The sequence below is a fragment of the Pseudoalteromonas holothuriae genome (assembly GCF_945859825.1).
Taxonomy (GTDB): Bacteria; Pseudomonadota; Gammaproteobacteria; order Enterobacterales; family Alteromonadaceae; genus Pseudoalteromonas; species Pseudoalteromonas holothuriae.
This window is the reverse complement of record NZ_CAMAPC010000001.1, coordinates 216,495-237,599: the sequence shown is the minus strand read 5'-3', so window position 1 is coordinate 237,599 and position 21,105 is coordinate 216,495. Positions and strand designations below refer to the sequence as shown.

Sequence of the window (21,105 nt, the reverse complement as noted above, 5' to 3'; positions counted from 1 at the left end):
AGACCGGCTTCCAGATAGAAGGTATCCCAGAGTAGTCAGAAAGAAACCTAGAAAATATCCGTATAAAAGAAAATGCCAGTCAATTCTTAACTGACTGGCATTACCCAATGGTCGAGCGCCTTCTTTAGTAAAAAGAGTTAACTATCTATCGTAAACGCTTCAAGGTGTTTTGACTGAAGTCTTGCTCATCTAATCCTGTGCTAAAGCGATAGTTTGCCATTAACAACACAGTACTTTTACCATTTAAATGATTTGTCATTTCCAACTTATCTGCACGCCAGAACCTCCCCTGATACTGCTTGTAATCTGTTATCTTTAATGTTTTCAATAAACTGTCTTTACGGTCGTAGTATTCAGTTTTAATTGGTTGATACATTTCTTTATCTAACCAAACAACTTGACGTGGATAGCCCGAGTATTTATCTACTGGATAGTATTCTAAAACAAAGCACTCACGACCTTCGGCTGTTTCATCGCGTAAATACTTATATGTGTATTTCTCAACTTCAAACGGAGACATATCTTCGTATGAAAATTCACTGCCCATAAACGGGCCTGACTTATTACGTGACGAAATACGCTTGATGCGTTTTAATGCCGGTAAATAAAGCCACTGATCATCAGGTTCAATGGGGTTGGAGTAATTTAAAAAAGCAGTGCCTTTTACATCACGCGGTTCATCAAAAATAATCAGACTTTTATCACCTTCATCTTTCAACTCTAAATTTTTGCTACGAATCGCTCGGCGGCTTTCTTGGCCATGCTTATTTCGTAAAATCATTTCCACTTCTGATTGAGAGTCACCCCAGCCGCTATCCAATTTTTTGGCTTTTTTCGCAATACGCAAGCCTTTTTCTTTCGCAGTTACATCATTGCTTTGCACACTATAAGCTTGACCACTGATGAGTAATGTCACGATTAATAATTTAAATAACATAAACATAGGTTTAAACATGTGCGTTTCTCCTTAATTTTGCGGAACTATGCCGCTATTTTCTTCAACAGGTTGTGGATCTTTTCTTATTTTGTCTGCTGCAATCAATAATGATGGCAATAATAAGAAATCAACAAGCAAGGCAACCACAATAGTGATTGCGGTCATCACCCCCATGTCTGCGTTTACACGATATGTCGATAAAGCCATGATCAAGAAACCTGCAACTAAAACTAGCGTAGTAAACCACAGTGCAGGCCCCACACTCTGAAAGGTATAATGCACCGCTTCTTCTGGCGACATGTTTTTCTCTCGACGCGCTGTTAAATATTTACTCATAAAGTGTACCGTATCATCGACCACGATACCCAACGTCATACCAATAACAACCGATAAGCCAAGCCCAACCTCTGCTGATAATAGCGCCCAAATACCAAATGCAACCCCGGCTGGAAGAAGATTTGGCAGTAAGCTAATAACACCATATTTTACCGAACCCATCACCATAGCTAAGATGGGTGAAATCAATATAAGTGCCAGCACAGAACCTAAGAGCATGCTATTAATGTTCTTTTTACTAACGTGTGCAAACATCAGTGAAATACTAGCAGCCTCTAACTTCAACTCAGGATAGTTTGTCGCAAACCATGTTGTCGTTAGCTCCTCTAACTCTAATAACTCATAGGTAGGCATATTTTCCAGCGTTGCCACAACTCGAGTGCCTGACTTGTCTACATTAACTTGGTTATTAAGATCCAGACCAACCGGCAAAGACATTTCATATAATAATAAATATTGTGCTGCCAGCTCCTTACCTTCTGGTAATTTATACCAAGCGGGGTCGTCTCCGTGCATATTTTTATTAAGCCGTTTAAAAATATCACTGAGCGTATTTACATGATCAACTTCAGGCAACGTACGTAGCCATTCACTGAAGTGCTCTATTGCAGCGATTACTTTAGGGTCATTGATACCATTAGCTGTACCTGTTTCAATAGAAAACTCGATTGTATCGACACCACTAAGTTCCTTGCCCATTAATTCAGTTGCCATTCTAAAGGGGACCGACTCGTCAAAAAACTCCACGTATCTATCATTTAACTCATTACGCGGGATCAAAAGCAATATAATCAACATTGCAAACAATGAACTGGGTAACAAAATTCGATAGTTTTTAACCACAAAATTACTGACACCAGCCATTAAACCAGAGTGCTCTTTGACATCTTCTTTAAATGGCTTAATAGGTAAAATAGCAAGCAGAGCTGGGAATAACGTCACTGAAAACAAAAAGGCCATCATCACCCCAAATGCCACCATATTACCTAGGTCTTGAAACGGGGGGACATCCGAGAAGTTCATACTCAAAAAGCCAAGGGCTGTCGTAGCACTGGTAATAAAAATAGCCTTTAAGTTATGTTCTAAGCTGTTATAAATCGCCTGTCGCTTATCAAACCCTTTTCTCATTTCATGAAACATGTTCGTTAAAATGTGAACACAATCTGCCACCACCACAGTTAAAATCATAATAGGTGCAGCTGCTGAAGGCGGTGTTAAATAAATCCCCAACCACCCAGTTACGCCTAAAGTAACCACAATCGCAACAATCGCGACCAATAAAGTCGAAATAGTCCCCGTGATAGTGCGAAGTAAAAGACCAATCGCGACCATAACAACCAAAAACATAAGCGGCATTAAAGTGTTGTTGTCTGCAAGTGCCGCTTCTGCAAAGGCCACATCCATCATTACAAGACCAGTTAAATGGATTTCAGTATTGGGATACTTTTCAAGTAAATCATCGCGGATCTGGCGAACAAAAGTGCTCACATCCGTCAACTCTTGTTCAGCGTTAGTACCCGGCATTTGCACTGTGACATTCACAAGGCTGACATGGCCTTCAGTAGAGATCAGGCGTTTAGCTAATAAAGGCTCGTTGACAGCTATAGCGCGAATTTCTTTCATTCTTTGCGTATCAAGTAGCTCAGGGTCAAGTACCAAGTCTTCAACAATGAGATCATCACCCGTTGCAAAAGTGTGCTGATAGTTAGTAATAGAATCAACACGACTTGAATAAGGCGTTTGCCAAGCTTGCTCAGTTAGATCGTAAATTAAAGAAAGGTTCTCTTTGGTAAATACATCCCCGCTCTTTGGCACTATCAAAAACGCGACATTATCGCTTTGGGAATATACGGCTTCCATTCGATCAAATGCTTGTAATTGAGGGTTGCTTTCTTCAAAGAACACCCGACTATCACTTTTAAAAGTTAGATAGCCCGCTCCCCAACTTGCAGCAATGATAAACAGCAAGCTTGCTAGCAGTGTTACAAAGGGTCGACGGACCCCACTCTTTAATATAAATTCACGCATTGTTACTCTACTCCATTTAGAATTGACCTTGCGATTTTAAAGTTAAAATACAGCGATATAAGTAATTAAAAAGCTACTTATAAAGTGTATTTTCGAATTTTTTAAAGTGCTCATTTTTCTCTACGTTGAATGCAACATGGAAAGGGCGAAGCGTATTTCCAAACAACCCTCTATCAGCCATTAAGTGCATCCATGGAGCTAATAAAACGTAGTCAAAGCCGTAAAAATAAACCCAAACGACAGAGAAAACAGTCCAAGTCAAATAACTGTGAGATGTATTGTAAATGACATAGAAAATTTTGGGGACATTTCTGTTAATATACTTGTAGTAAACCATGCCGGGGTAAAATCCAAAGAGATCAATTCCCCAAAACAGTGCGTTAAATAAATACCAATTTATACTTTCGTAGTTAAGGGCTGCGATCCCAGCCATAACAATGAGTAGTACAGAGTGTTCCATCCGAACAAGGTTATGAGTATTCACTGTTTCATACTTATTATTAATATCCATGTAACTTTTCCTTAAATTGTTAGTTACTTTTAAATATTACATTACTCGCCAGTTAATTGTAAATACAACAAATACATCTAAAGACGATAAATCATACTAAAGTTGAACTCGCAAATTCATTATAGATTCAAAGTGATAGACAAAATAACAATTGAATTAATTGCGTTTTCCACATGTGTTTAGCAGCTAATCTACTGTGTCAAATTTAATAATTCACTCACTAAATTTGACCCTCAAACTTCAACTTTTAAAGCACACTAGCGCTTTACTTAAACTCCAAATTAAAAGAACTTGCCCTGCGTTTATAACTAGATAATATTGCATCTCTATGAATAAAGTGAGCAAAAAGAACACCACTAGCCAGCATTTTTGGATGTGCGTAAGGCTATTGTGGACTCACAATATACATATAAAAAACTGTATCTCCTTACATTTTAATGCTGAATTAAGTACACAGTCACTCTCATAGCCCTTGATGAAAATGTGGGCAATTGACTCAAGATAGAAAAGGTGTAAAAATCCCGCTGCGTTTTATTTCACGTAAAAAATATACCAAGCGAATAAGAGTGCAAACTAACCATGACACGCTTTGGATTCGCTGCCGATATTTTTCACTGCGTGAAAGGCTAACACCTAAACGACTTCAAGGATGTAACAAAATTAATATGAATACGTTAAAAAAAACCTTTCTATGTTCGCTATTTGTACTACCCAGCCTTGCTCAAGCTGTCAATATTGCTGGTAAAGTAGGTGCACAAAGCCGATTTTTCACACACGATGAAAAACTTCAAAGCTCTTTATTCGCAGAGCCTGAACTCTACTGGAGCGATGAAGAAAGACGTAACAGCTTCACTTTCAAGCTGTTTGCACGTTATGACGCGTTAGACGACGAGCGCACCCACCTAGATATTCGAGAAGCAATATGGCTCCATGTCGGTGATAGCTGGGAGTTTCGCGCTGGTATTGGCAAAATATTTTGGGGTGTGACCGAATCTAACCATTTAGTTGATGTTATCAATCAAACTGACTTAGTCGAATCTATCGATGGAGAAGAAAAGCTAGGTCAGCCCATGTTACAAGGTACTATTTTAAGAGATTGGGGGGTTTTAAGTGCATTTGTATTACCTGGTTTTCGTGACAGAACTTTTCCCGGCATAGATGGACGGCTTACTGGTCAAATAGTCATTGATACACATAATCCGCTTTATGAGGATAGTGATAAAAAGGACCATTTTGATTATGCTCTGAGATACAGCAACTCAATCGATATTTTTGATTTTGGCCTCAGTTGGTTTAAAGGCACCAATCGAGATCCTCGCATAGTGTACCAATCGCTAGAAAATAATCTTCACCAACCGTCGGGTATTCCTTTATATGATCAAATGCAACAATTGGGTGTCGATGCTCAAGCTACGATCGGTAATTGGCTATGGAAAATAGAAGCCATCGCCCGCGACGATTCGATTGGCAACTTTGGTGCATTTACCGCCGGATTTGAATACACCATGGTAGGCTTTGTAGACATCACCGACCTTGGCTTGCTTATGGAGTATAACCGCCACTCACGAAATGAACGCTCACCATCACCGTTACAAAATGATATTTTCGTGGGTGCACGATTGGCGTTCAATGACGTACAAAGTTCACAGCTATTAATTGGCTATACACAAGACTTAACAGAATCGAGTTCCAAGAGTGCGTTTATAGAAGGTAGCCGCCGTTTGGGTGAATCATGGAAACTCACTTTAGACGTGCGACTCTTTACAACCGACAATCCAACTATGCCGCTCTATGGTATTAAAAATGATGATTATGGCTCTGTAACGCTTGAGTACTATTTTTAAATTATTAATTTAAAAATATGCATATCAAAATACACAAACCCAACCGTGGAGTTGGGTTTATTTTTAAGCGATAAAAAGAAATAGACATATAAATCTGTCACTTTGTACCAGCTTAAAGAATAAATTATCTGATATTTCTCAACCAAACAGTCAATCATGGTTTGATTGTGTAGCTCAAGATTCGCTACCAATACCGTTTTGTCGGATTGATTCTCACAAATCGGGTTTAATATTAACTGATTGAGTTCTGGACGATGGTCTAGTGACTACCCCTTGGCGATACGAATATGTTCCACCTCGTCGTCATCGTTGGCTTGACCATTATGATGGAAACTCATCGAATCAAGATGTAAGGCCTTGGTCGGTACCACTACTGCCTCGCCCAATTGCTGATATAATCTCGAGACATCATAATCATATAAGGTATCTAAACATCGTCCGAGAGCATCATCACTGATATGCTCGGCTAGCAGCCCCTTACCAATTAACCTATCAAGCAGTTTATCCTTAAAGTATTCGCTTTACATATGCAAAGTACCACCAGTAAACCCAAGTTCATTTTAGAGCACATAAGTTTATTGCTAACCTATGAATTGACACGCGTGAGCAAAGAAAAATCGACCGGCTCAGTTAAATCAACTGACGTTGGGGAAACATACCTCGCATGTGCATTAGGTCATGAGTACTGCCTACAAGGAAAAGCGTTTACTATATTCGATTAAAAGCAATATTTGAAAGCCTGTTTCTAACGCGGGTAAATGGCAGCTATCGAAAGTTATTCGCAAAGCTAATACAGTGTGATCTCCTGATATGAGATAATTTAGGATAGAACCATTAATACCAATCAGCTTAAATATCTGATCTAAAATAGTGGATCATTATTCAAATGGTGGAGTGGATCACTTTTCGGTTGTTGTTAACATGAAGAAATTGTTGATGAAGTTTCAAAGGCATGGAGTCACTTTATTTCAATACTGGATCGAGTGACCAAGATGTGTAGTCGAGAATGGATAAAGTTGATTTAATCTTTATACGGATTGGTATAGTGCCCAGCAACGAGGGGATTTACTTGAATTAATTGATGCGAGATATATTTATAAATCACACATAATTATAAGCCAGCTCCCACAGGAAAGCTGGCACGAGATGCTAGGAGAATCTCCCCGTGCTGACGCCATTTTAGATAGGCTAATTCATGGTTCGATTAAGTTAAATTTAAAAGAAGAATCGATACGAAAACATCTTAATAAATTGAGTGATAATGAGCAGTTAAGCTAACTTTAAAACGGCTCTAAAAAATGATAAACCAGATGATACTCGGTGATCAAAGTTATGAGAATACGCAGCCAAGAACGGGTTATAAAAATATAAGAAAGCAACAGGCGAAATATCACAACATATCGTGGGTTACTACAATCGTTACTGACCCAATCAACATAACGATAGAAGCTCGCCTATAGTGGAAGAAAAACAGTATTGGAAAACTTATAACAAGGTGGCCAAAAAGAGTTGACCACTTGAAGCTTTGGGTGGCACTTCACTTATCCAACCTACTTTAGCGAAGCCAAATTTTAGGCACAAAAAAACCGACTGTCTTTTCAGAACATATCGGTTGATTGCTCACTCCTTTAAAAAAAGAGTGGAAAAGTACATATATCGAAAGAGTAAACCTTTGATAGCCTATGTCTCATTTCACTTTTATTTAACCACTTAGAGAAAAGTGGCGGACGCGGGACATATTTTGTAAGAGTGAACCTCCGGCTGCCTGCATCGCATTTCTCTTAGATTAACCACTTAGAGGAAGTGGCGGACGCGGGACATATTTTGTAAGAGTGAACCTCCGGCTGCCTGCATCGCATTTCTCTTAGATTAACCACTTAGAGGAAGTGGCGGACGCGGGAGGATTCGAACCTCCGACCGCCTGGTTCGTAGCCAGGTACTCTATCCAGCTGAGCTACGCGTCCGTATTTAAGTCTGTTTCACATCTTAACTTAAGCGATGTCTCTTAGATTAACCACTTAGAGGAAGTGGCGGACGCGGGACGTATATTGAAAGAGTGAACCTCCGATATCCTGTGTCTCGTTTCTCTTTTATTTAACCACTTAGAGGAAGTGGCGGACGCGGGAGGATTCGAACCTCCGACCGCCTGGTTCGTAGCCAGGTACTCTATCCAGCTGAGCTACGCGTCCGTTATTAAGTATGTTTTTCATCGCTACTTAACCGATTAACAAGATACCATTTAATTAAAAATGGCGGAGAAGGAGGGATTCGAACCCTCGATAGGGCTACAAACCCTATACTCCCTTAGCAGGGGAGCGCCTTCAGCCACTCGGCCACCTCTCCGTCTTGTGGATGCGTATAATAAAGACTTGAGAAAATAAGTCAAACACTTTTATGGCAAAAATGGTTCGTATGCTCAGAGAATGTTCAGCTTATAAGTCATTTAAGTTACAGCGTTTAACTTTTCAACGCTTCAAGGCTAAAAATAGCGCAAAGTAAAAGAAATGCACAAAAAAAACCGCTCAATGAGCGGCTTTTTATCAAACATCAAATTAGTCAGCTTGTGGGCGCATATGCGGGAACAAAATAACGTCTTTAATGGTTGGTGAATCAGTAAAGAGCATCACTAGACGGTCAATACCAATGCCCTCACCTGCCGTTGGCGGTAAGCCATACTCAAGCGCTTGAATGTAGTCATCATCAAAGTGCATAGCTTCATCGTCACCGGCATCTTTTTCTTCAACCTGACGAGCAAAGCGTGCAGCTTGATCTTCTGCATCATTAAGCTCTGAGAAGCCGTTCGCTAGCTCACGACCACCAACGAAGAACTCAAAACGATCAGTAATAAATGAATTATCATCGTTACGACGCGCTAGAGGCGATACTTCCCAAGGGTATTCAGTGATGAAAGTTGGTTGAATAAGTTTATGCTCAGCCACTTCTTCAAAAATTTCACATAGAAATTTACCCGGGCCCCACACACAGTTTTCAGGTGTTTTAACATGCACTTGTTTCGCAAACGCTTTTAACTCGTCAAAGTGGTTCTCTGGGTCTTTAAAGATTTGCGCTTGTGCTTTGGCATCTTCACTGTGTTCAATAATGGCATCAGCCATTGATAAACGGGTAAATGCTTTACCAAAATCATATTCAACCGTATCAACTACTTCGCCTTCGGCATTTTTAGTGGTATTTACAATCGTCGTCGTGCCCAATACGTCTTGTGCTACTGTGCGCAGCATATCTTCGGTTAGATTCATCAAGTCATTGTAATCTGCGTAAGCTTGGTAGAATTCAATCATCGTGAATTCAGGGTTGTGACGCGTTGATAACCCTTCATTACGGAAGTTGCGGTTAATTTCAAACACACGGTCAAAACCACCGACCACTAAGCGTTTAAGGTAAAGCTCAGGTGCAATACGCAAATACATATCAATATCTAACGCATTGTGGTGCGTTACAAAAGGACGAGCCGTTGCACCACCTGGAATAACCTGAAGCATCGGCGTTTCTACTTCCATAAAATCACGTTCAGCTAAAAAGCGACGAATACCTTCAATCACTTTTGAACGAATACGGAATGTTTCACGCGTATCCATATTGGTAATTAAATCAACATAACGCTGGCGATACTTTGCTTCTTGGTCAGTTAGACCATGGAACTTCTCTGGAAGTGGGCGTAATGATTTGGTCAGTAGCTCATACTCAACCATATCTATATACAGGTCGCCTTTGCCTGACTTGTGTACCGGCCCTTTTACACCAATGATGTCACCAATATCTAGTTGACCATACTTAGCTTTTAAATCTTTTTGAACATCTTTTGAAGCATATGCCTGAATACGACCTTTCATATCTTGTAACACTAGGAAAGGTCCACGTTTAGCAAGCACTCGACCAGCAACCGCAGCTTGGCTGTCTAATTCAACCAGCTCTTCTTTAGATTTATCACCAAGCTTAGCCTGAAGATCAGCCGTATAATCTTCACGACGGAAGCTGTTAGGGTGGCCATTGGCACTGCAATTCTCGCGAATCGCATCCAACTTGGTACGACGCTCAGCAATGAGTTTGTTTTCGTCTTGGATTTGATCTGTCATTTTTTAGCTCTTAGTTTAGCTTGTTGATTAAAGGCCTGATTTCAGGCTAGCTTCGATAAATTTGTCTAAGTCACCATCTAATACAACTTGCGTGTTGCGGTTTTCAACACCGGTACGTAAGTCTTTAATACGTGAGTCATCCAAAACGTATGAACGAATTTGGCTGCCCCAACCAATATCAGATTTGGCATCTTCTTGTGTCTGCTTTTCAGCATTTTGCGCTTGCATTTCAAGTTCAAATAACTTGGCTTTTAACTGCTTCATTGCTTGCGCTTTGTTCTTGTGCTGCGAACGCTCGTTCTGGCACTGTACCACTGTGTTGGTAGGGACGTGTGTAATACGAACGGCCGACTCGGTGGTGTTAACGTGCTGACCACCCGCCCCCGATGCTCGATAAACGTCTATTCGTAAATCAGATGGGTTAATATCAATTTCAATATTGTCGTCTACTTCAGGATAAACAAATGCAGACGCAAATGAAGTATGACGACGGCCACTTGAGTCAAACGGGCTTTTACGTACCAAACGGTGTACGCCTGTTTCTGTACGTAACCAACCATAGGCATATTCACCGACAAAACGTACAGTTGCACCTTTGATACCAGCCACATCGCCATCGGTGGCTTCTACAAGCTCAACTTTAAAGCCTTTAGCTTCACCCCAACGCAAATACATACGCAGTAGCATGTTGCACCAGTCTTGCGCTTCTGTACCACCTGAACCCGACTGTAAATCTAAATATGCATCGTTGTCATCGTGAGGACCTGAAAACATTCGGCGAAACTCAAGCTTTTCAAGTGCGGCTAATAATGTTTCTAGTTCTTGTTGCGCTTCATCAAAAGTATCTTGATCTTGTGCTTCAACTGCAAGCTCCACCAGCCCTTCAACATCATCAGTGCCCGCAACAAGTTCGTCGATTGTTTCTACAACTACTTCTAGTGCTGACTTTTCACGGCCAAGTGCTTGCGCTCTTTCTGGCTCGTTCCACACTGCTGAGTCTTCAAGCTCCGCGTTAACCTCTTCTAAACGCTCTTGTTTATGAGCGTAGTCAAAGGTACCCCCGAAGCAGCTCAGTACGTTCGCGAATGTCCTTGATTTGATTAATCACAGGATTCACTTCAAACATGCACATTACTCCAAAAAACGATTGATTTTCTATGGCGACTAGCAAAGTAAAACACCACGCTACAACCCGCCTAGTATTAAACGCGCAATAGTAGCAAAATTTGTTCGTCCTATAAATGTCTTTATGCGGTTACAGCACTGATTTCTCGCACTATCAACTGTAATGAAAACTTGCCTCTAAATTCATTAATATCTAATTGGTAGGCGACTTGTGCACAAACAGCTTGTGTATTGGGCCATACTCTTACATCTACATTAAATGCAATCGCATCCACCAGCTTACCAGATGGGTGTTTAAGCACTAGTTTTAGATGCTTTTCGCCTACAATACGCTGCTGTATCAGTTCAAATTCACCAAAAAATACAGGTTCAGGAAAATGTTGCCCCCAAGGGCCTGCTTGTTGTAATAATTGTGCAAAGTCCATGGTAAAGCAATCAGCGGGCAGCGTACCATCAGTCAAAAGCACACTTTGTTTGTGTTCTTCTGATAAGTTTTGACTAATAGTTTGTACAAATACTTTTTTAAACTCTTCAAAGTTTACTTCCATGATAGTAAGTCCTGCCGCCATTGCATGACCACCAAATTTTTCAATTAAGTTAGGGTGCAAGGTATTTAGAGACTCAAGTAAATCTCTTATGTGTACCCCTTCAATTGAGCGGCAAGAGCCTTTAATTTCACCATTATCACCTCGGGCAAAAACAACCGTAGGACGATGGTATTGCTCTTTCAGGCGGCCAGCCAAAATACCAATGACACCTTGATGCCAGTCATGTTGATACAAACACACTGCATCCGGTACACTTTGGCTGCTCAGCACTAAGCGCTCTAACACCGCTTGCGCTTCTTGTTGCATACCTTGTTCAATTTCTCGCCGTTCATGATTCAAGCTATCTAGTTCACTGGCAATTCTGCGCGCCTGATTAGCATCTTTTGATAACAAACACGCTATGCCTAAGCTCATGTCATCAAGTCGACCCGCTGCGTTTAGGCGAGGTGCCAGAGAAAACCCAAAATCACTGGCTGTGAGCCTAGCGGCATTGCGATTGGCAACCTCTATCAAAGCTTCAATACCGGGACGTGTATGACCACTGCGAATACGTGCAAGCCCCTGATATACCAAAGTTCGATTATTTGCATCTAATGCCACCACATCTGCTACAGTTCCAAGGGCAACCACATCGAGTAAAGAGGCTAAGTTTGGCTCTGGTTGCCCTAAGTTAGCAAAGTGATTTTGTTCTCTCAGTGTATGGCGCAGTGCAATTAGCAAATAAAACGCCACACCAACCCCAGCAATCGACTTTGAGGGAAACTGGCAAGCATGTTGGTTAGGATTTACTATCGCATCGGCATTAGGTAGGTGCTCGCCTTGTAAGTGATGATCCGTCACAATAACGTCAATACCCGCTTGCTTTACAATTTCAATACCCGCAATACAAGAAATTCCATTATCAACGGTGATCACAAGTTCCGGCTTTATTTGCACTATTTGCTCTGCAAGTGCAGGACTTAAACCATACCCAAGACTGAATCTATCTGGCACCAAATAGTCCACATTCTGATAACCTAATTGTGCTAACCCTTCCATTAATACAGTGGTGCTAGTTGCCCCATCAGCATCAAAGTCACCCACAATTAGTATGTTAGATTGTGCATACAACGCTGATTGCAAAATATCGCAGGCTTTTTCAATGTCTTTGAATAAGCGAAAATCGAGCAATGTGCTGGCACGATTATCTAACTCTTCTGCTGACTGCACACCACGGCTAGCATAAATCTGCCTTATAACCGGATGTAAATGACTTGGCAGGTGACTATCGTCAACATACTGGCGAGATTTAATATGGGTATTCATGAACAGCTCAACTTTAAATTAAAGACAATAAAAAAGGCCTAACGGCCTTTTTTATAATGCCTGTATTATACTCTTAATTACGACTTTTTACCTTCAGCATTGAGCATCTTTGATAACTCAGCTGCAGGCTGGTAACCCGGGATCAAAGTACCGTCATCAAGAATAATCGCTGGAGTGCCTGATAAACCAAAGCTTTGTCCAAGTTGGTAATGTTCTGCCACCGGCGCACTGCAATTTTCCACTTTAGCGACATCTTGCCCTGCTTTAGCATCTGTTAATGCTTGCGCTGCGTCTTTTGCACACCACACATTACGTAAATCTTCATAGCCTGAACCTCTTAGTCCACCACGCGGATAGGCTAAATATTTTACGGTGATCCCAGCTGACAAATAGTCATCTAATTCTCTGTGTAATTTACGACAATAACCACAAGTAATATCAGTAAATACCGTAATTTGATGCTTTTCGTTTTCTGCTTTATACACAATCATTGAGTCTTGATACTGTGAAACCCCTTCTTTACGTACGCCACTAAGTGCATTTTCAGTGACATTTGTGCGAGTTTCTAGATTGATCATGTTACCCTGCATGAGGTACTTACCATCGGGGCTGGCATATAAAACACCTTTATTGGTCAATACTGTTTTTAGACCAGGGATTGGGCTGCCTTCAACACTGTTTACTATTATACCCAACTTCGCAAAGCTCTCTGCAATTGGCTCAATGGCCATAGGTGCCATCATCAATGGAGCCACTTCTGTTGTCTCTGGTGCTGCATTAGCAAATGCCGAGAAACTACAGGCTACTGCCACTGAAAACATTAATTTTTTCATATCTATCTCTTAAAGTTATTATCTTATTTCCCCAGTAGACCGGAAATTTTCAATAAAATTCCATCAAGCTCTAGGATGATGCTGCTGATGTAAACTTTTTAATCGCTCACTCGCAACATGCGTATAAATCTGTGTGGTCGACAAGTCGCTATGTCCCAACATCATCTGTACGACTCGTAAATCTGCGCCATGATTCAACAAGTGTGTTGCAAAAGCATGACGTAATGTATGTGGAGATAATGGCGACATCACTTGAGCCAAAATAGCATAGTGTTTAATACGATGCCAAAAAGTTTGCCGGGTCATTCCCGTGCCGCGCTTTGATGGAAACACAAAATCGGTGGCATGTTTGACCATATCAGGTCGCCCAACCTTTAAAAACTGTTCAATATAATGCAACGCTTCTTCACCCATGGGCACAAGTCGCTCCTTGCCACCTTTGCCTTTTACTAGTACCACTGCTTGGCGTAAATTTATTTGCTCCATTCGCAAACCAACTAACTCAGTTACTCGCAGCCCCGTAGCATACAACAATTCCAACATGGCTTTATCTCGAAGCCCCATCGCATCGTCCAAGTCAGGTGCATCAAGTAACGCTTCAACTTCTTGCTCTGTTAGCGTTTTAGGTAATGACTGCGTTGTTTTAGGTTGTGCAATATTTAACAGTGGTGTGCTCGCAATTCGTTTTTCTCTGACAAAGAATAAATAAAAACGCTTTAAAGCACTAATTGCTCTCGCTGTACTGCGTGCTTTTAAGCCCAAATCATGACGATGTGCCAAATAAGATTCAATCAGCTCGCTTTGCACTTCTAACAATGTTTGCTTAGATGTTTGTTGAATAAATCGCGCGAATTTTTCCAAGTCACTGCGATAAGCAGACAAGGTATTCTCGCTCAAGCCTTGCTCAAGATATAAAGAGTCCAAAAATACTTCAATATATTGAGCATTATCACTGTTTAAGGGGATGTTAGGGTGTAGTTCGCTCACAGGCTTCCTGTATCAATTTGCTGCATCATAAGGTAGACTTCGCGCCTATCATATCAGTCAATCAATAAGTGATAAATAGCATGCAAATAGGGTTATTTTACGGTTCAACGACTTGCTATACCGAAATGGCAGCGGAGAAAATCAAAGATATTATCGGTGATGATATCGTTTCATTACACAATATTAAAGATGAACCGCTCACTAATGCCCAGCAATATGACTTTTTGATTTTTGGTATTTCCACTTGGGACTTTGGCGAGTTGCAAGAAGATTGGGAATCACGCTGGGATGATATTGACGGCGTAAATTTAGCAGGTAAAACCATTGCTTTATTTGGTATGGGTGATCAACAAGGCTACGGACAATGGTTTCAAGATGCTTTGGGCATGTTGCACGATAAAATTGTCCCACAAGACGTGCAATTTTTAGGGTATTGGCCTAATACGACAGACTATGAATTTGAGGCTTCTAAAGCCCTCACTGACGATAAAAAGCACTTTGTCGGCCTTGCCCTTGATGAAGATAGCCAATATGAAAAAAGCGATGAACGTATTGCCACTTGGATCACGCAAATAATGACTGAATATAGCGACACGTTATAACTGACCATGTGCTTTATACCCAAGAAACTTCACGTAGCCATTTTTGCATGTGCGGATAACCAAGTTGTGGGTCTAACATTTCCCATGCACCGAGCAACGGAAAACCAAACCCTGTATTGTTTGAAAACGCGTTGATTAGACTCTGGCTCTGACCTTTGTAACCATGTGGATGAAAAACAACATCTAGTGGCAACCCAATATATTCAATGGCTGCCACCGACCATGCAATGGCCGCCATTTCTTCCCCATGCATCCAATCTTTATTGCGGCCACTTTGGTAGACATTATCACTGAGTAAATGCCGCTCGGTGGGTTCACAAACAGCAATATGACCAGCTTCATGTAAAATATCCCCTGGATATAACAGCTTTTGGGTGTCTATCTGTAATATTCCCTTCTCTAACCTAAGCCCAGGCAAAAAAGTATGTTGCTCTATTTTACATAACTCCATTGGCAACTTAATGTGCTGTAAAAACTCTAAAATTTCTGTCGTATTCGCCTGCATGCACTTCCCTTTAATTAATTCTGCTTCACTCATTTATATCATGATTAAATAGATTAATGCGTCAAGCACTCTGTAATACAGTGTAATTTGCTTTTAGGTGATTGTGACTATACTTCAAAGAATCAGTTTACTGGTATGCAAGGAAGCTTGTTTATAACCTACCCTCATGGTCCTTTATAGCAGCTGTCTAGCCTCTTGTATTTAATGCAACCAGTAACTGCTGTTTTTAATCTACCTAGGGGCAAATCATGAAGTACATCAACCAAACCAATATAAAATGGCAAAAATATCTCTCAATTTTTGCCTATAGCTTAATTCTAGTACTACCCGCTCATCAAGCAGTCAGTAAACCAACACACAGCAGCACACAATGTACTGCACCTGCAAATTGGTTTACAGGTGATCCCGGTATTCCCTCAGAAGTGCCTAATAATGGTGATACTTTTTGTGATTTCTATCACTTTACTTGGCAATCTTTTATCAGCTTAATGTCAACCTATAAGAGCACACCAACCAGCCCAGAAAATAACGCTCAGAACCGTAATTTTTCCAACACACAAGATTACCCTGTGTATGAGTTAAACACCGATGGAACGCCTGCTAACTCATGTGATGGGCAAATCAGCGGCATCACATTAAAAAATGCACTGGCAAAAGGAGATAGCTTCATCCATGGTGAAGCAGGAGGCGGTGACGTCATTTTCGATCAAGCAGGTAATATCGCTTACTATGATATGCGCTTTAGTCGTAATATGTGTGATGATGCACAAAGCATTAAAGATAGTACCAATTTCCCAGGTGGCACCACAGAGCTTAAAACAGCTTGGAAAGTACTGACTCAATCAGACAACACAGCTGATTATTTAGTCTGGAAAAACCCAATAGGTACACCTAACAACACTACCCTTGGTTTAATTGGGTTTCATTTTGCAATCGCCACGCCCGATCATCCAGAATTTATTTGGGCTACGTTTGAGCACAATAAAAACGCCCCTGATTGCGACAAACCCAGCACCAACAAAGGTTGGTCATTTATCAGTGAATCTTGCTCAACAGCACTGCAAACAGGCAACAACAAATCCATCGCTAAATGCTTAAATCAGGCAAAACCAAATGATGAACTCACAGGTGTACCCACCGAAATCTGTCGTGTATACCCTTATGGTACTGACTCGAGCGACTCAAATGCCAAGGAGAATGTGAGTGATATTGTTGCTATGAATCAAAGTGTACATAGTCAGCTTGACGGTGCAATGAGCGTGTTTAAAAACTATTTTAACGTCGGCGCTATTTGGGTTCATGATATCAACGATGACTCCAGCGTAAATGGCGATGTAACCAACCAACGCGGATCACTACGTTTAGCCAATACCGTTGCCGAAACAACTTTTCAATGGGTAGATACAAACCCAAAAACTAACGGCGGATTTGCTTCTAACTGCTTTGGCTGTCACAGCTATGCTGGTGAGAAAACCAACAAAAATAAAAATACCACATCAGGGCAACTCAGCCATATTTTCAACAATATCGTAGTTGGTACGGGAAGCTGCGTTGATGTTCAGGCTGGACCAATTGAAAGCCAACAAGGTGCGGTTAAAAAATGTAGTAGCAACGCTCAGCCTAAAGGAGTGTGCCCAAACTTAGGCTTAACTTGGAACGGTCAATGGACAACAACCAAAGATGGTGAAATGTCAGTATGTGGATGTTGTCAATGACCTAACATCCTAGGGTCTGAGCCATTACGATTTGCGTAATGGCTCCTTTGCACTTTGAGTGGATGCTGCATTATGAAAATACTGTTCTACCCGCAATACCCCGATAAAGAATATTACTCTATCACCCATATCATCAATAGCATGCACTACCATGTTACCAGAGACCTAACCTCTCACTTCGATATTGCATTTCTTTGGCAAGACAGTACTCAGCTTAGCTGTCCTGTCGATTTAGTAAATACATGTCGTCACCAAACAATCATCAATCAACACTGTATTGATATTAGTAAAGTGAAAGTTGAGCTATTACACATTGACGTGTTTGGTTATGGCTGTTTTGTAGATCCATTGACACATAAAGGGCTATGTGTTGAAAAACCGAACGATAATGGAGTGAAGGGGGGACATGTGATCAGCACACCCATTACTCGCAAACATAAAGACAACGTTTATCAAGCACTCATTGACTCAACTATTGACGAGTATCAGCAAGAGTTTCGAGTGCCCATTATTTTTGGTGAAATACCCATCGTTTACTTAATACGGCAAGTGCCGGCAACACAAAAACTTGATAACAGAGCGCAGCTTCCCCCTAAACTCATCGCTACTAACACCGTGTTTAGCGCTCAAGAGCAGCAAAACATCCTTAAGTTCTGTAGGTTAATCGGTTTAGATTTTGGTGAATTAGACATTGTAAGGTGCAGGCATAGCCAAAGGCTTTATATTCTCGATGCCAATAAAACCCCCGCAGGCTACGGTATGCTGAACTACTTTTTATGGCAAAGCCAAGACAAAAAAGCCGCGCTAGCTACTTTATCTGTTACTTTTGACGGTGCGGTAAAAAAATTAATTAATAATCAACCTGCACCCCGATCTGCTTTTTTGGAGTCACCAACTCATGAATAGACCCTATTGTCTTGCCACAGTTACCTGCGATAACTTCGCTACAGGCACTGAGATTTTACTGTATAGCTTTTTAAAATATAACGCTTGGTTTAACGGCGACATTGTGATTTTTATTGATAAGCTCAGCTCTTCTAACCAAACAAAGTTAAGTGCACATTACCCAGTCAAATTTATAAAGCGTACCAACCAAGTAGAGCAAGCTATCACGAGGTTACGCGCCCATTTACCACAACTGCGTAGCGACTTGCATTTACGCTTACTCTCCATAGAAACTTTGCGCCTAGCGCAATACGAAAAAGTGGTTTTCTTAGACAGCGACGGTATGTGTTGTAAAGATATGCATGATGTATTTTTAAATACAACTGAATTTGTAGCCGCACGCGATGGTTTTGCTTATGAGCATGAAGCCAACAAGTTACTAGAAAAAAGTGATTACCCGCTATTGCAGATCCCCAATAGCTATGGACAAAGTAATTTCACTAACACTTTTAATTCTGGCTTTATGGCCATCAACAACACCTATCTTAATAAAATACATTATGAGGGCGTCGTTAAGCTCATTGACGACATCGCACTGTGGCGAGACTTTGGCCTAAAAGGATTTACGGATCAAATGCTTTTAAATATATATTTTAAAGACAAAGTAACACTCGTTGACGGCCGTTATAACTTTATGCCATTTATTGAGCAATACATTCATACATTAGACAAAGTAACAGTGTTAGATGCTAAATTTATTCACTTTGCAGGGCTCATTAAGCCTTGGTTTAATTACAATGAACAAGAAATACTTGAGCTAGCCCCTCATTACCTTAAATACATACAGCTGTGGCGGGATATATGGAAAGAATGCACCTTAGCTGATGACCCACAATTTGCAGCGCGCAGTATTACCCAACAATATCATTGGACGGAACAACATGGGGCAAGTAAACCTGTCAGCATCCATAAGTTGTCTGTTTGACAATAAAGTCATGATAAAAAAGGAGTGCATCGCACTCCTTTACATACATAACAATGTACTTATTTGCTTTGTGTTGCCATATACTTTTGTGCCGCTGCACTTAAACTCGGGCCTGACTGGTCAAACGGGTCGGCTTCGAAACCGCCCTTACTTTCTAAGTTCTTGGTAGAGATTAAAAAACTAAAAATACTGCTCGTCGTCCCATCTGCGTTTTTATATTTAGATTGCCCATGGCAACCCATACAACCCCCCATCACAATCGAGTTTTGCTGCGCATGGCTAACTCCCGGTACAACTAAGTTTGGTACATTCTGGATATTCTCAGCTGAGGCACCTGATCTGGGGTTTGGAAAGCAGAAAAACTTCGTTTTCTTCGCATTATTATCTTTATCCACTGGAGGTAACTGATCACACTTAGCATTTTTAGACGTTTGATATATAGGCCCTGGTGCACCACCTTTAAATAGTTGTATACCAGGCTGGCTACTTTCTATCACGTTATTCGCCAAAAAAAAGTCTTGTGTTAACGGGTTAGCTTGCTGCGCAACGCTGGCATCTTCATTTGCAGGCAGTGGCTGCACGCCTTTCAACTGGTAGTATTGCCACACTGAGTTCGTAAACTGTCCAGATTGCGCCATTGCATTTTTAACTTCTTGATTCACACTCATCACCGCTTTGGTAATGGTTGGCGGTTGTAATACCTTAATTGGGCCAGCTGACGTAGGCGTTAGCTGTGTAAAGCTACCATTAATAAATTCATAGCCATTTTGCGCAGTAATATCACCTTGTTGAGGCAGTGGCAACTGTACAAGATTAGTGCCTGTATTAACAATAACATGCGGGGTCGATGAGACAGTGCCTTGATAACTCATTTGATTATAGGTTGTGTAATAATATAACCCAGTATCAGCGCCATTGGGCTTTTTCAAATTATCAACATGCTCAAAGGTAGAAAACACGAAAGACTCATAATTTTCCATTTTCCGGATAATATGCAGGCCAATTAACCCAAAAGTTGCGACATGAGCTTCAGCCTCCTCATTTTCTCCCTTGTAATACAAAGCCTCAGCAGTGTGATAACGCCCTGATTGAGCCAAATCATCGCTTAGTACCCGCCAAGCCGCTTTTATCTCGATGGTTTCATTGGGCAAATCAAAACTGGCAAGCGCCTTACCCGGTGTTACATTCAATCCTTTAATATAGTCATATTCTGTTTGATTTACTTTAGCCTCAAATAAAATTTCATAATCATCTGCGGGGTTTTGTGAGGGCGTACTGCCATTTTTTGGAAAGAAAATTTTATTTTGCCCAATCTGAGAGTTTTCATCTAGATTATTAAACCTTGCTTGGCTTGAAGGCACCGTTAAATTGGTAAATGCATATGCAGGCAATAATGTCGGAAAATCACCACTGGCTTTTGCATTTTTTGGAAATAATTCAGAGCGATGCGCATAACTTTCCCAAACCAAAATATTATTACTGAAGTTATCCGTTGAACTCTTACCTGCGTGATAAAAACGTGGATTACCTGATGTTACAAAGTTTTCAGTCGGGTCTACACTGCCTCTAACAATAGGAGAAATACCACTTTGCGCTGCGCTGGCTTTTTTAGCTGGTGAATTTAAATAAATAAACTGACGCCAAGCAAAACGCGCAAATTCTTCGTGGCTAATTGGGTTATTTAGTTGATACTCTGGTGGTGGTGCGGGCAACTGTGCTGGGGTTGCTGTTAAATCAGTTGGTGTTATGGCTGTTCCACCGGGAAAGCTTTGTGCTACTGAGAAGCCACTGATAACCAGTGCGCCAGACAATATCACATAAGATATTAGCTTAGATAAGCTTTTTACTTGCGTATTCATATTCAG

General features: G+C 40.9%; 15 protein-coding genes, 3 tRNA genes and 2 pseudogenes. 6 read left to right on the top strand and 14 right to left on the bottom strand.

The annotated features are described in order from the left end of the window. Positions 1-145: 145 nt before the first annotated feature. The 3 genes from OCI93_RS01065 to OCI93_RS01055 all read right to left on the bottom strand — a co-directional run bounded on the left by OCI93_RS01065 (position 146) and on the right by OCI93_RS01055 (position 3,812). Entirely contained in the window at positions 146-955 is an 810-nt protein-coding gene (locus OCI93_RS01065; RefSeq protein ID WP_261595094.1) for an outer membrane lipoprotein-sorting protein, read from the bottom strand. Positions 956-967: 12 nt separating this feature from the next. Next, positions 968-3,301: an efflux RND transporter permease subunit gene (locus OCI93_RS01060; protein ID WP_261595095.1), complete on the bottom strand. Its 2,334-nt coding sequence runs from the start codon at positions 3,299-3,301 to the stop codon at positions 968-970. 73 nt (positions 3,302-3,374) lie between these two features. Further along, entirely contained in the window at positions 3,375-3,812 is a 438-nt protein-coding gene (locus OCI93_RS01055) for a hypothetical protein (protein WP_261595096.1), read from the bottom strand. A gap of 665 nt (positions 3,813-4,477) precedes the next feature. Here OCI93_RS01055 and OCI93_RS01050 point away from each other — a divergent pair. Further along, positions 4,478-5,656 (top strand): hypothetical protein, encoded by a 1,179-nt coding sequence (locus tag OCI93_RS01050; RefSeq protein ID WP_261595097.1) that lies wholly within the window; start codon positions 4,478-4,480, stop codon positions 5,654-5,656. 203 nt (positions 5,657-5,859) lie between these two features. Here OCI93_RS01050 and OCI93_RS01045 read toward each other — a convergent pair. Continuing rightward, positions 5,860-6,216: pseudogene (locus OCI93_RS01045) on the bottom strand (DUF4277 domain-containing protein); the annotation flags it as partial. Between the two features lie 481 nt (positions 6,217-6,697). On the opposite strand from OCI93_RS01045, the pseudogene OCI93_RS01040 reads away from it, so the two are divergent. Continuing rightward, positions 6,698-6,934: pseudogene (locus tag OCI93_RS01040) on the top strand (ATP-binding protein); the annotation flags it as partial. 609 nt (positions 6,935-7,543) lie between these two features. Here the strand turns inward: OCI93_RS01040 and OCI93_RS01035 are convergent. The 8 genes from OCI93_RS01035 to xerD all read right to left on the bottom strand — a co-directional run bounded on the left by OCI93_RS01035 (position 7,544) and on the right by xerD (position 14,548). Next, positions 7,544-7,620 (bottom strand) — tRNA-Arg (locus OCI93_RS01035). 148 nt (positions 7,621-7,768) lie between these two features. Continuing rightward, positions 7,769-7,845, bottom strand: a tRNA-Arg gene (locus tag OCI93_RS01030). Between the two features lie 61 nt (positions 7,846-7,906). Continuing rightward, a tRNA-Ser gene (locus OCI93_RS01025) sits at positions 7,907-7,999 on the bottom strand. A gap of 209 nt (positions 8,000-8,208) precedes the next feature. Continuing rightward, a complete protein-coding gene (gene lysS, locus OCI93_RS01020) occupies positions 8,209-9,750 on the bottom strand; it encodes a lysine--tRNA ligase (protein WP_261595098.1) in 1,542 nt (513 codons plus the stop codon). 27 nt (positions 9,751-9,777) lie between these two features. After that, positions 9,778-10,876, bottom strand: a protein-coding gene (gene prfB / locus OCI93_RS01015; RefSeq protein WP_261595099.1) for a peptide chain release factor 2 whose coding sequence is annotated in 2 segments (ribosomal slippage) — positions 9,778-10,800 and positions 10,802-10,876 — 1,098 coding nt in all. Because the reading frame shifts where the segments join, the coding sequence is not laid out codon by codon here. Positions 10,877-10,997: 121 nt separating this feature from the next. Beyond that, positions 10,998-12,728, bottom strand: a complete 1,731-nt coding sequence (recJ, locus tag OCI93_RS01010) for a single-stranded-DNA-specific exonuclease RecJ (RefSeq protein WP_261625580.1) — start codon at positions 12,726-12,728, stop codon at positions 10,998-11,000. A 77-nt stretch (positions 12,729-12,805) separates the two neighbouring features. Next, positions 12,806-13,561 (bottom strand): bifunctional protein-disulfide isomerase/oxidoreductase DsbC, encoded by a 756-nt coding sequence (dsbC, locus tag OCI93_RS01005; RefSeq protein WP_261595101.1) that lies wholly within the window; start codon positions 13,559-13,561, stop codon positions 12,806-12,808. Between the two features lie 63 nt (positions 13,562-13,624). After that, entirely contained in the window at positions 13,625-14,548 is a 924-nt protein-coding gene (xerD, locus tag OCI93_RS01000; RefSeq protein ID WP_261595102.1) for a site-specific tyrosine recombinase XerD, read from the bottom strand. Positions 14,549-14,628: 80 nt separating this feature from the next. On the opposite strand from xerD, the gene fldB reads away from it, so the two are divergent. After that, entirely contained in the window at positions 14,629-15,150 is a 522-nt protein-coding gene (gene fldB, locus OCI93_RS00995) for a flavodoxin FldB (RefSeq protein WP_261595103.1), read from the top strand. 13 nt (positions 15,151-15,163) lie between these two features. Here fldB and OCI93_RS00990 read toward each other — a convergent pair whose 3' ends face one another. Next, positions 15,164-15,655, bottom strand: a complete 492-nt coding sequence (locus OCI93_RS00990) for a hypothetical protein (protein ID WP_261625579.1) — start codon at positions 15,653-15,655, stop codon at positions 15,164-15,166. A gap of 248 nt (positions 15,656-15,903) precedes the next feature. Here OCI93_RS00990 and OCI93_RS00985 point away from each other — a divergent pair, with 248 nt between their 5' ends. From OCI93_RS00985 to OCI93_RS00975, 3 genes are all read left to right on the top strand, one after another. After that, positions 15,904-17,370, top strand: a complete 1,467-nt coding sequence (locus tag OCI93_RS00985) for a mannan-binding lectin (protein WP_261625578.1) — start codon at positions 15,904-15,906, stop codon at positions 17,368-17,370. 72 nt (positions 17,371-17,442) lie between these two features. Then, positions 17,443-18,276, top strand: coding sequence for a hypothetical protein (locus tag OCI93_RS00980; RefSeq protein ID WP_261625577.1), 834 nt, complete (start codon positions 17,443-17,445; stop codon positions 18,274-18,276). Next, the gene (locus OCI93_RS00975) at positions 18,269-19,240 is read left to right on the top strand and encodes a glycosyltransferase family 8 protein (protein WP_261625576.1); all 972 of its coding nucleotides are present in this window, start codon (positions 18,269-18,271) and stop codon (positions 19,238-19,240) included. Before OCI93_RS00980 ends, OCI93_RS00975 begins: the two co-directional genes overlap by 8 nt. A 59-nt stretch (positions 19,241-19,299) precedes the next feature. Here OCI93_RS00975 and OCI93_RS00970 read toward each other — a convergent pair whose 3' ends face one another. After that, positions 19,300-21,099 carry a hypothetical protein gene (locus OCI93_RS00970; protein WP_261595108.1) on the bottom strand — a complete coding sequence of 600 codons (1,800 nt, stop codon included), beginning with the start codon at positions 21,097-21,099 and terminating at the stop codon, positions 19,300-19,302. Positions 21,100-21,105 lie beyond the last annotated feature (6 nt).

Excerpts from the sequence above, each read along its gene's own strand:
- OCI93_RS01065 (WP_261595094.1), bottom strand. The coding sequence starts at position 955 with ATGTTTAAACCTATGTTTATGTTATTTAAATTATTAATCGTGACATTA.
- OCI93_RS01060 (WP_261595095.1), bottom strand. The coding sequence starts at position 3,301 with ATGCGTGAATTTATATTAAAGAGTGGGGTCCGTCGACCCTTTGTAACA.
- OCI93_RS01055 (WP_261595096.1), bottom strand. The coding sequence starts at position 3,812 with ATGGATATTAATAATAAGTATGAAACAGTGAATACTCATAACCTTGTT.
- OCI93_RS01050 (WP_261595097.1), top strand. The coding sequence starts at position 4,478 with ATGAATACGTTAAAAAAAACCTTTCTATGTTCGCTATTTGTACTACCC.
- lysS (WP_261595098.1), bottom strand. The coding sequence starts at position 9,750 with ATGACAGATCAAATCCAAGACGAAAACAAACTCATTGCTGAGCGTCGT.
- recJ (WP_261625580.1), bottom strand. The coding sequence starts at position 12,728 with ATGAATACCCATATTAAATCTCGCCAGTATGTTGACGATAGTCACCTG.
- dsbC (WP_261595101.1), bottom strand. The coding sequence starts at position 13,561 with ATGAAAAAATTAATGTTTTCAGTGGCAGTAGCCTGTAGTTTCTCGGCA.
- fldB (WP_261595103.1), top strand. The coding sequence starts at position 14,629 with ATGCAAATAGGGTTATTTTACGGTTCAACGACTTGCTATACCGAAATG.
- OCI93_RS00990 (WP_261625579.1), bottom strand. The coding sequence starts at position 15,655 with ATGCAGGCGAATACGACAGAAATTTTAGAGTTTTTACAGCACATTAAG.
- OCI93_RS00985 (WP_261625578.1), top strand. The coding sequence starts at position 15,904 with ATGAAGTACATCAACCAAACCAATATAAAATGGCAAAAATATCTCTCA.
- OCI93_RS00980 (WP_261625577.1), top strand. The coding sequence starts at position 17,443 with ATGAAAATACTGTTCTACCCGCAATACCCCGATAAAGAATATTACTCT.
- OCI93_RS00975 (WP_261625576.1), top strand. The coding sequence starts at position 18,269 with ATGAATAGACCCTATTGTCTTGCCACAGTTACCTGCGATAACTTCGCT.
- OCI93_RS00970 (WP_261595108.1), bottom strand. The coding sequence starts at position 21,099 with ATGAATACGCAAGTAAAAAGCTTATCTAAGCTAATATCTTATGTGATA.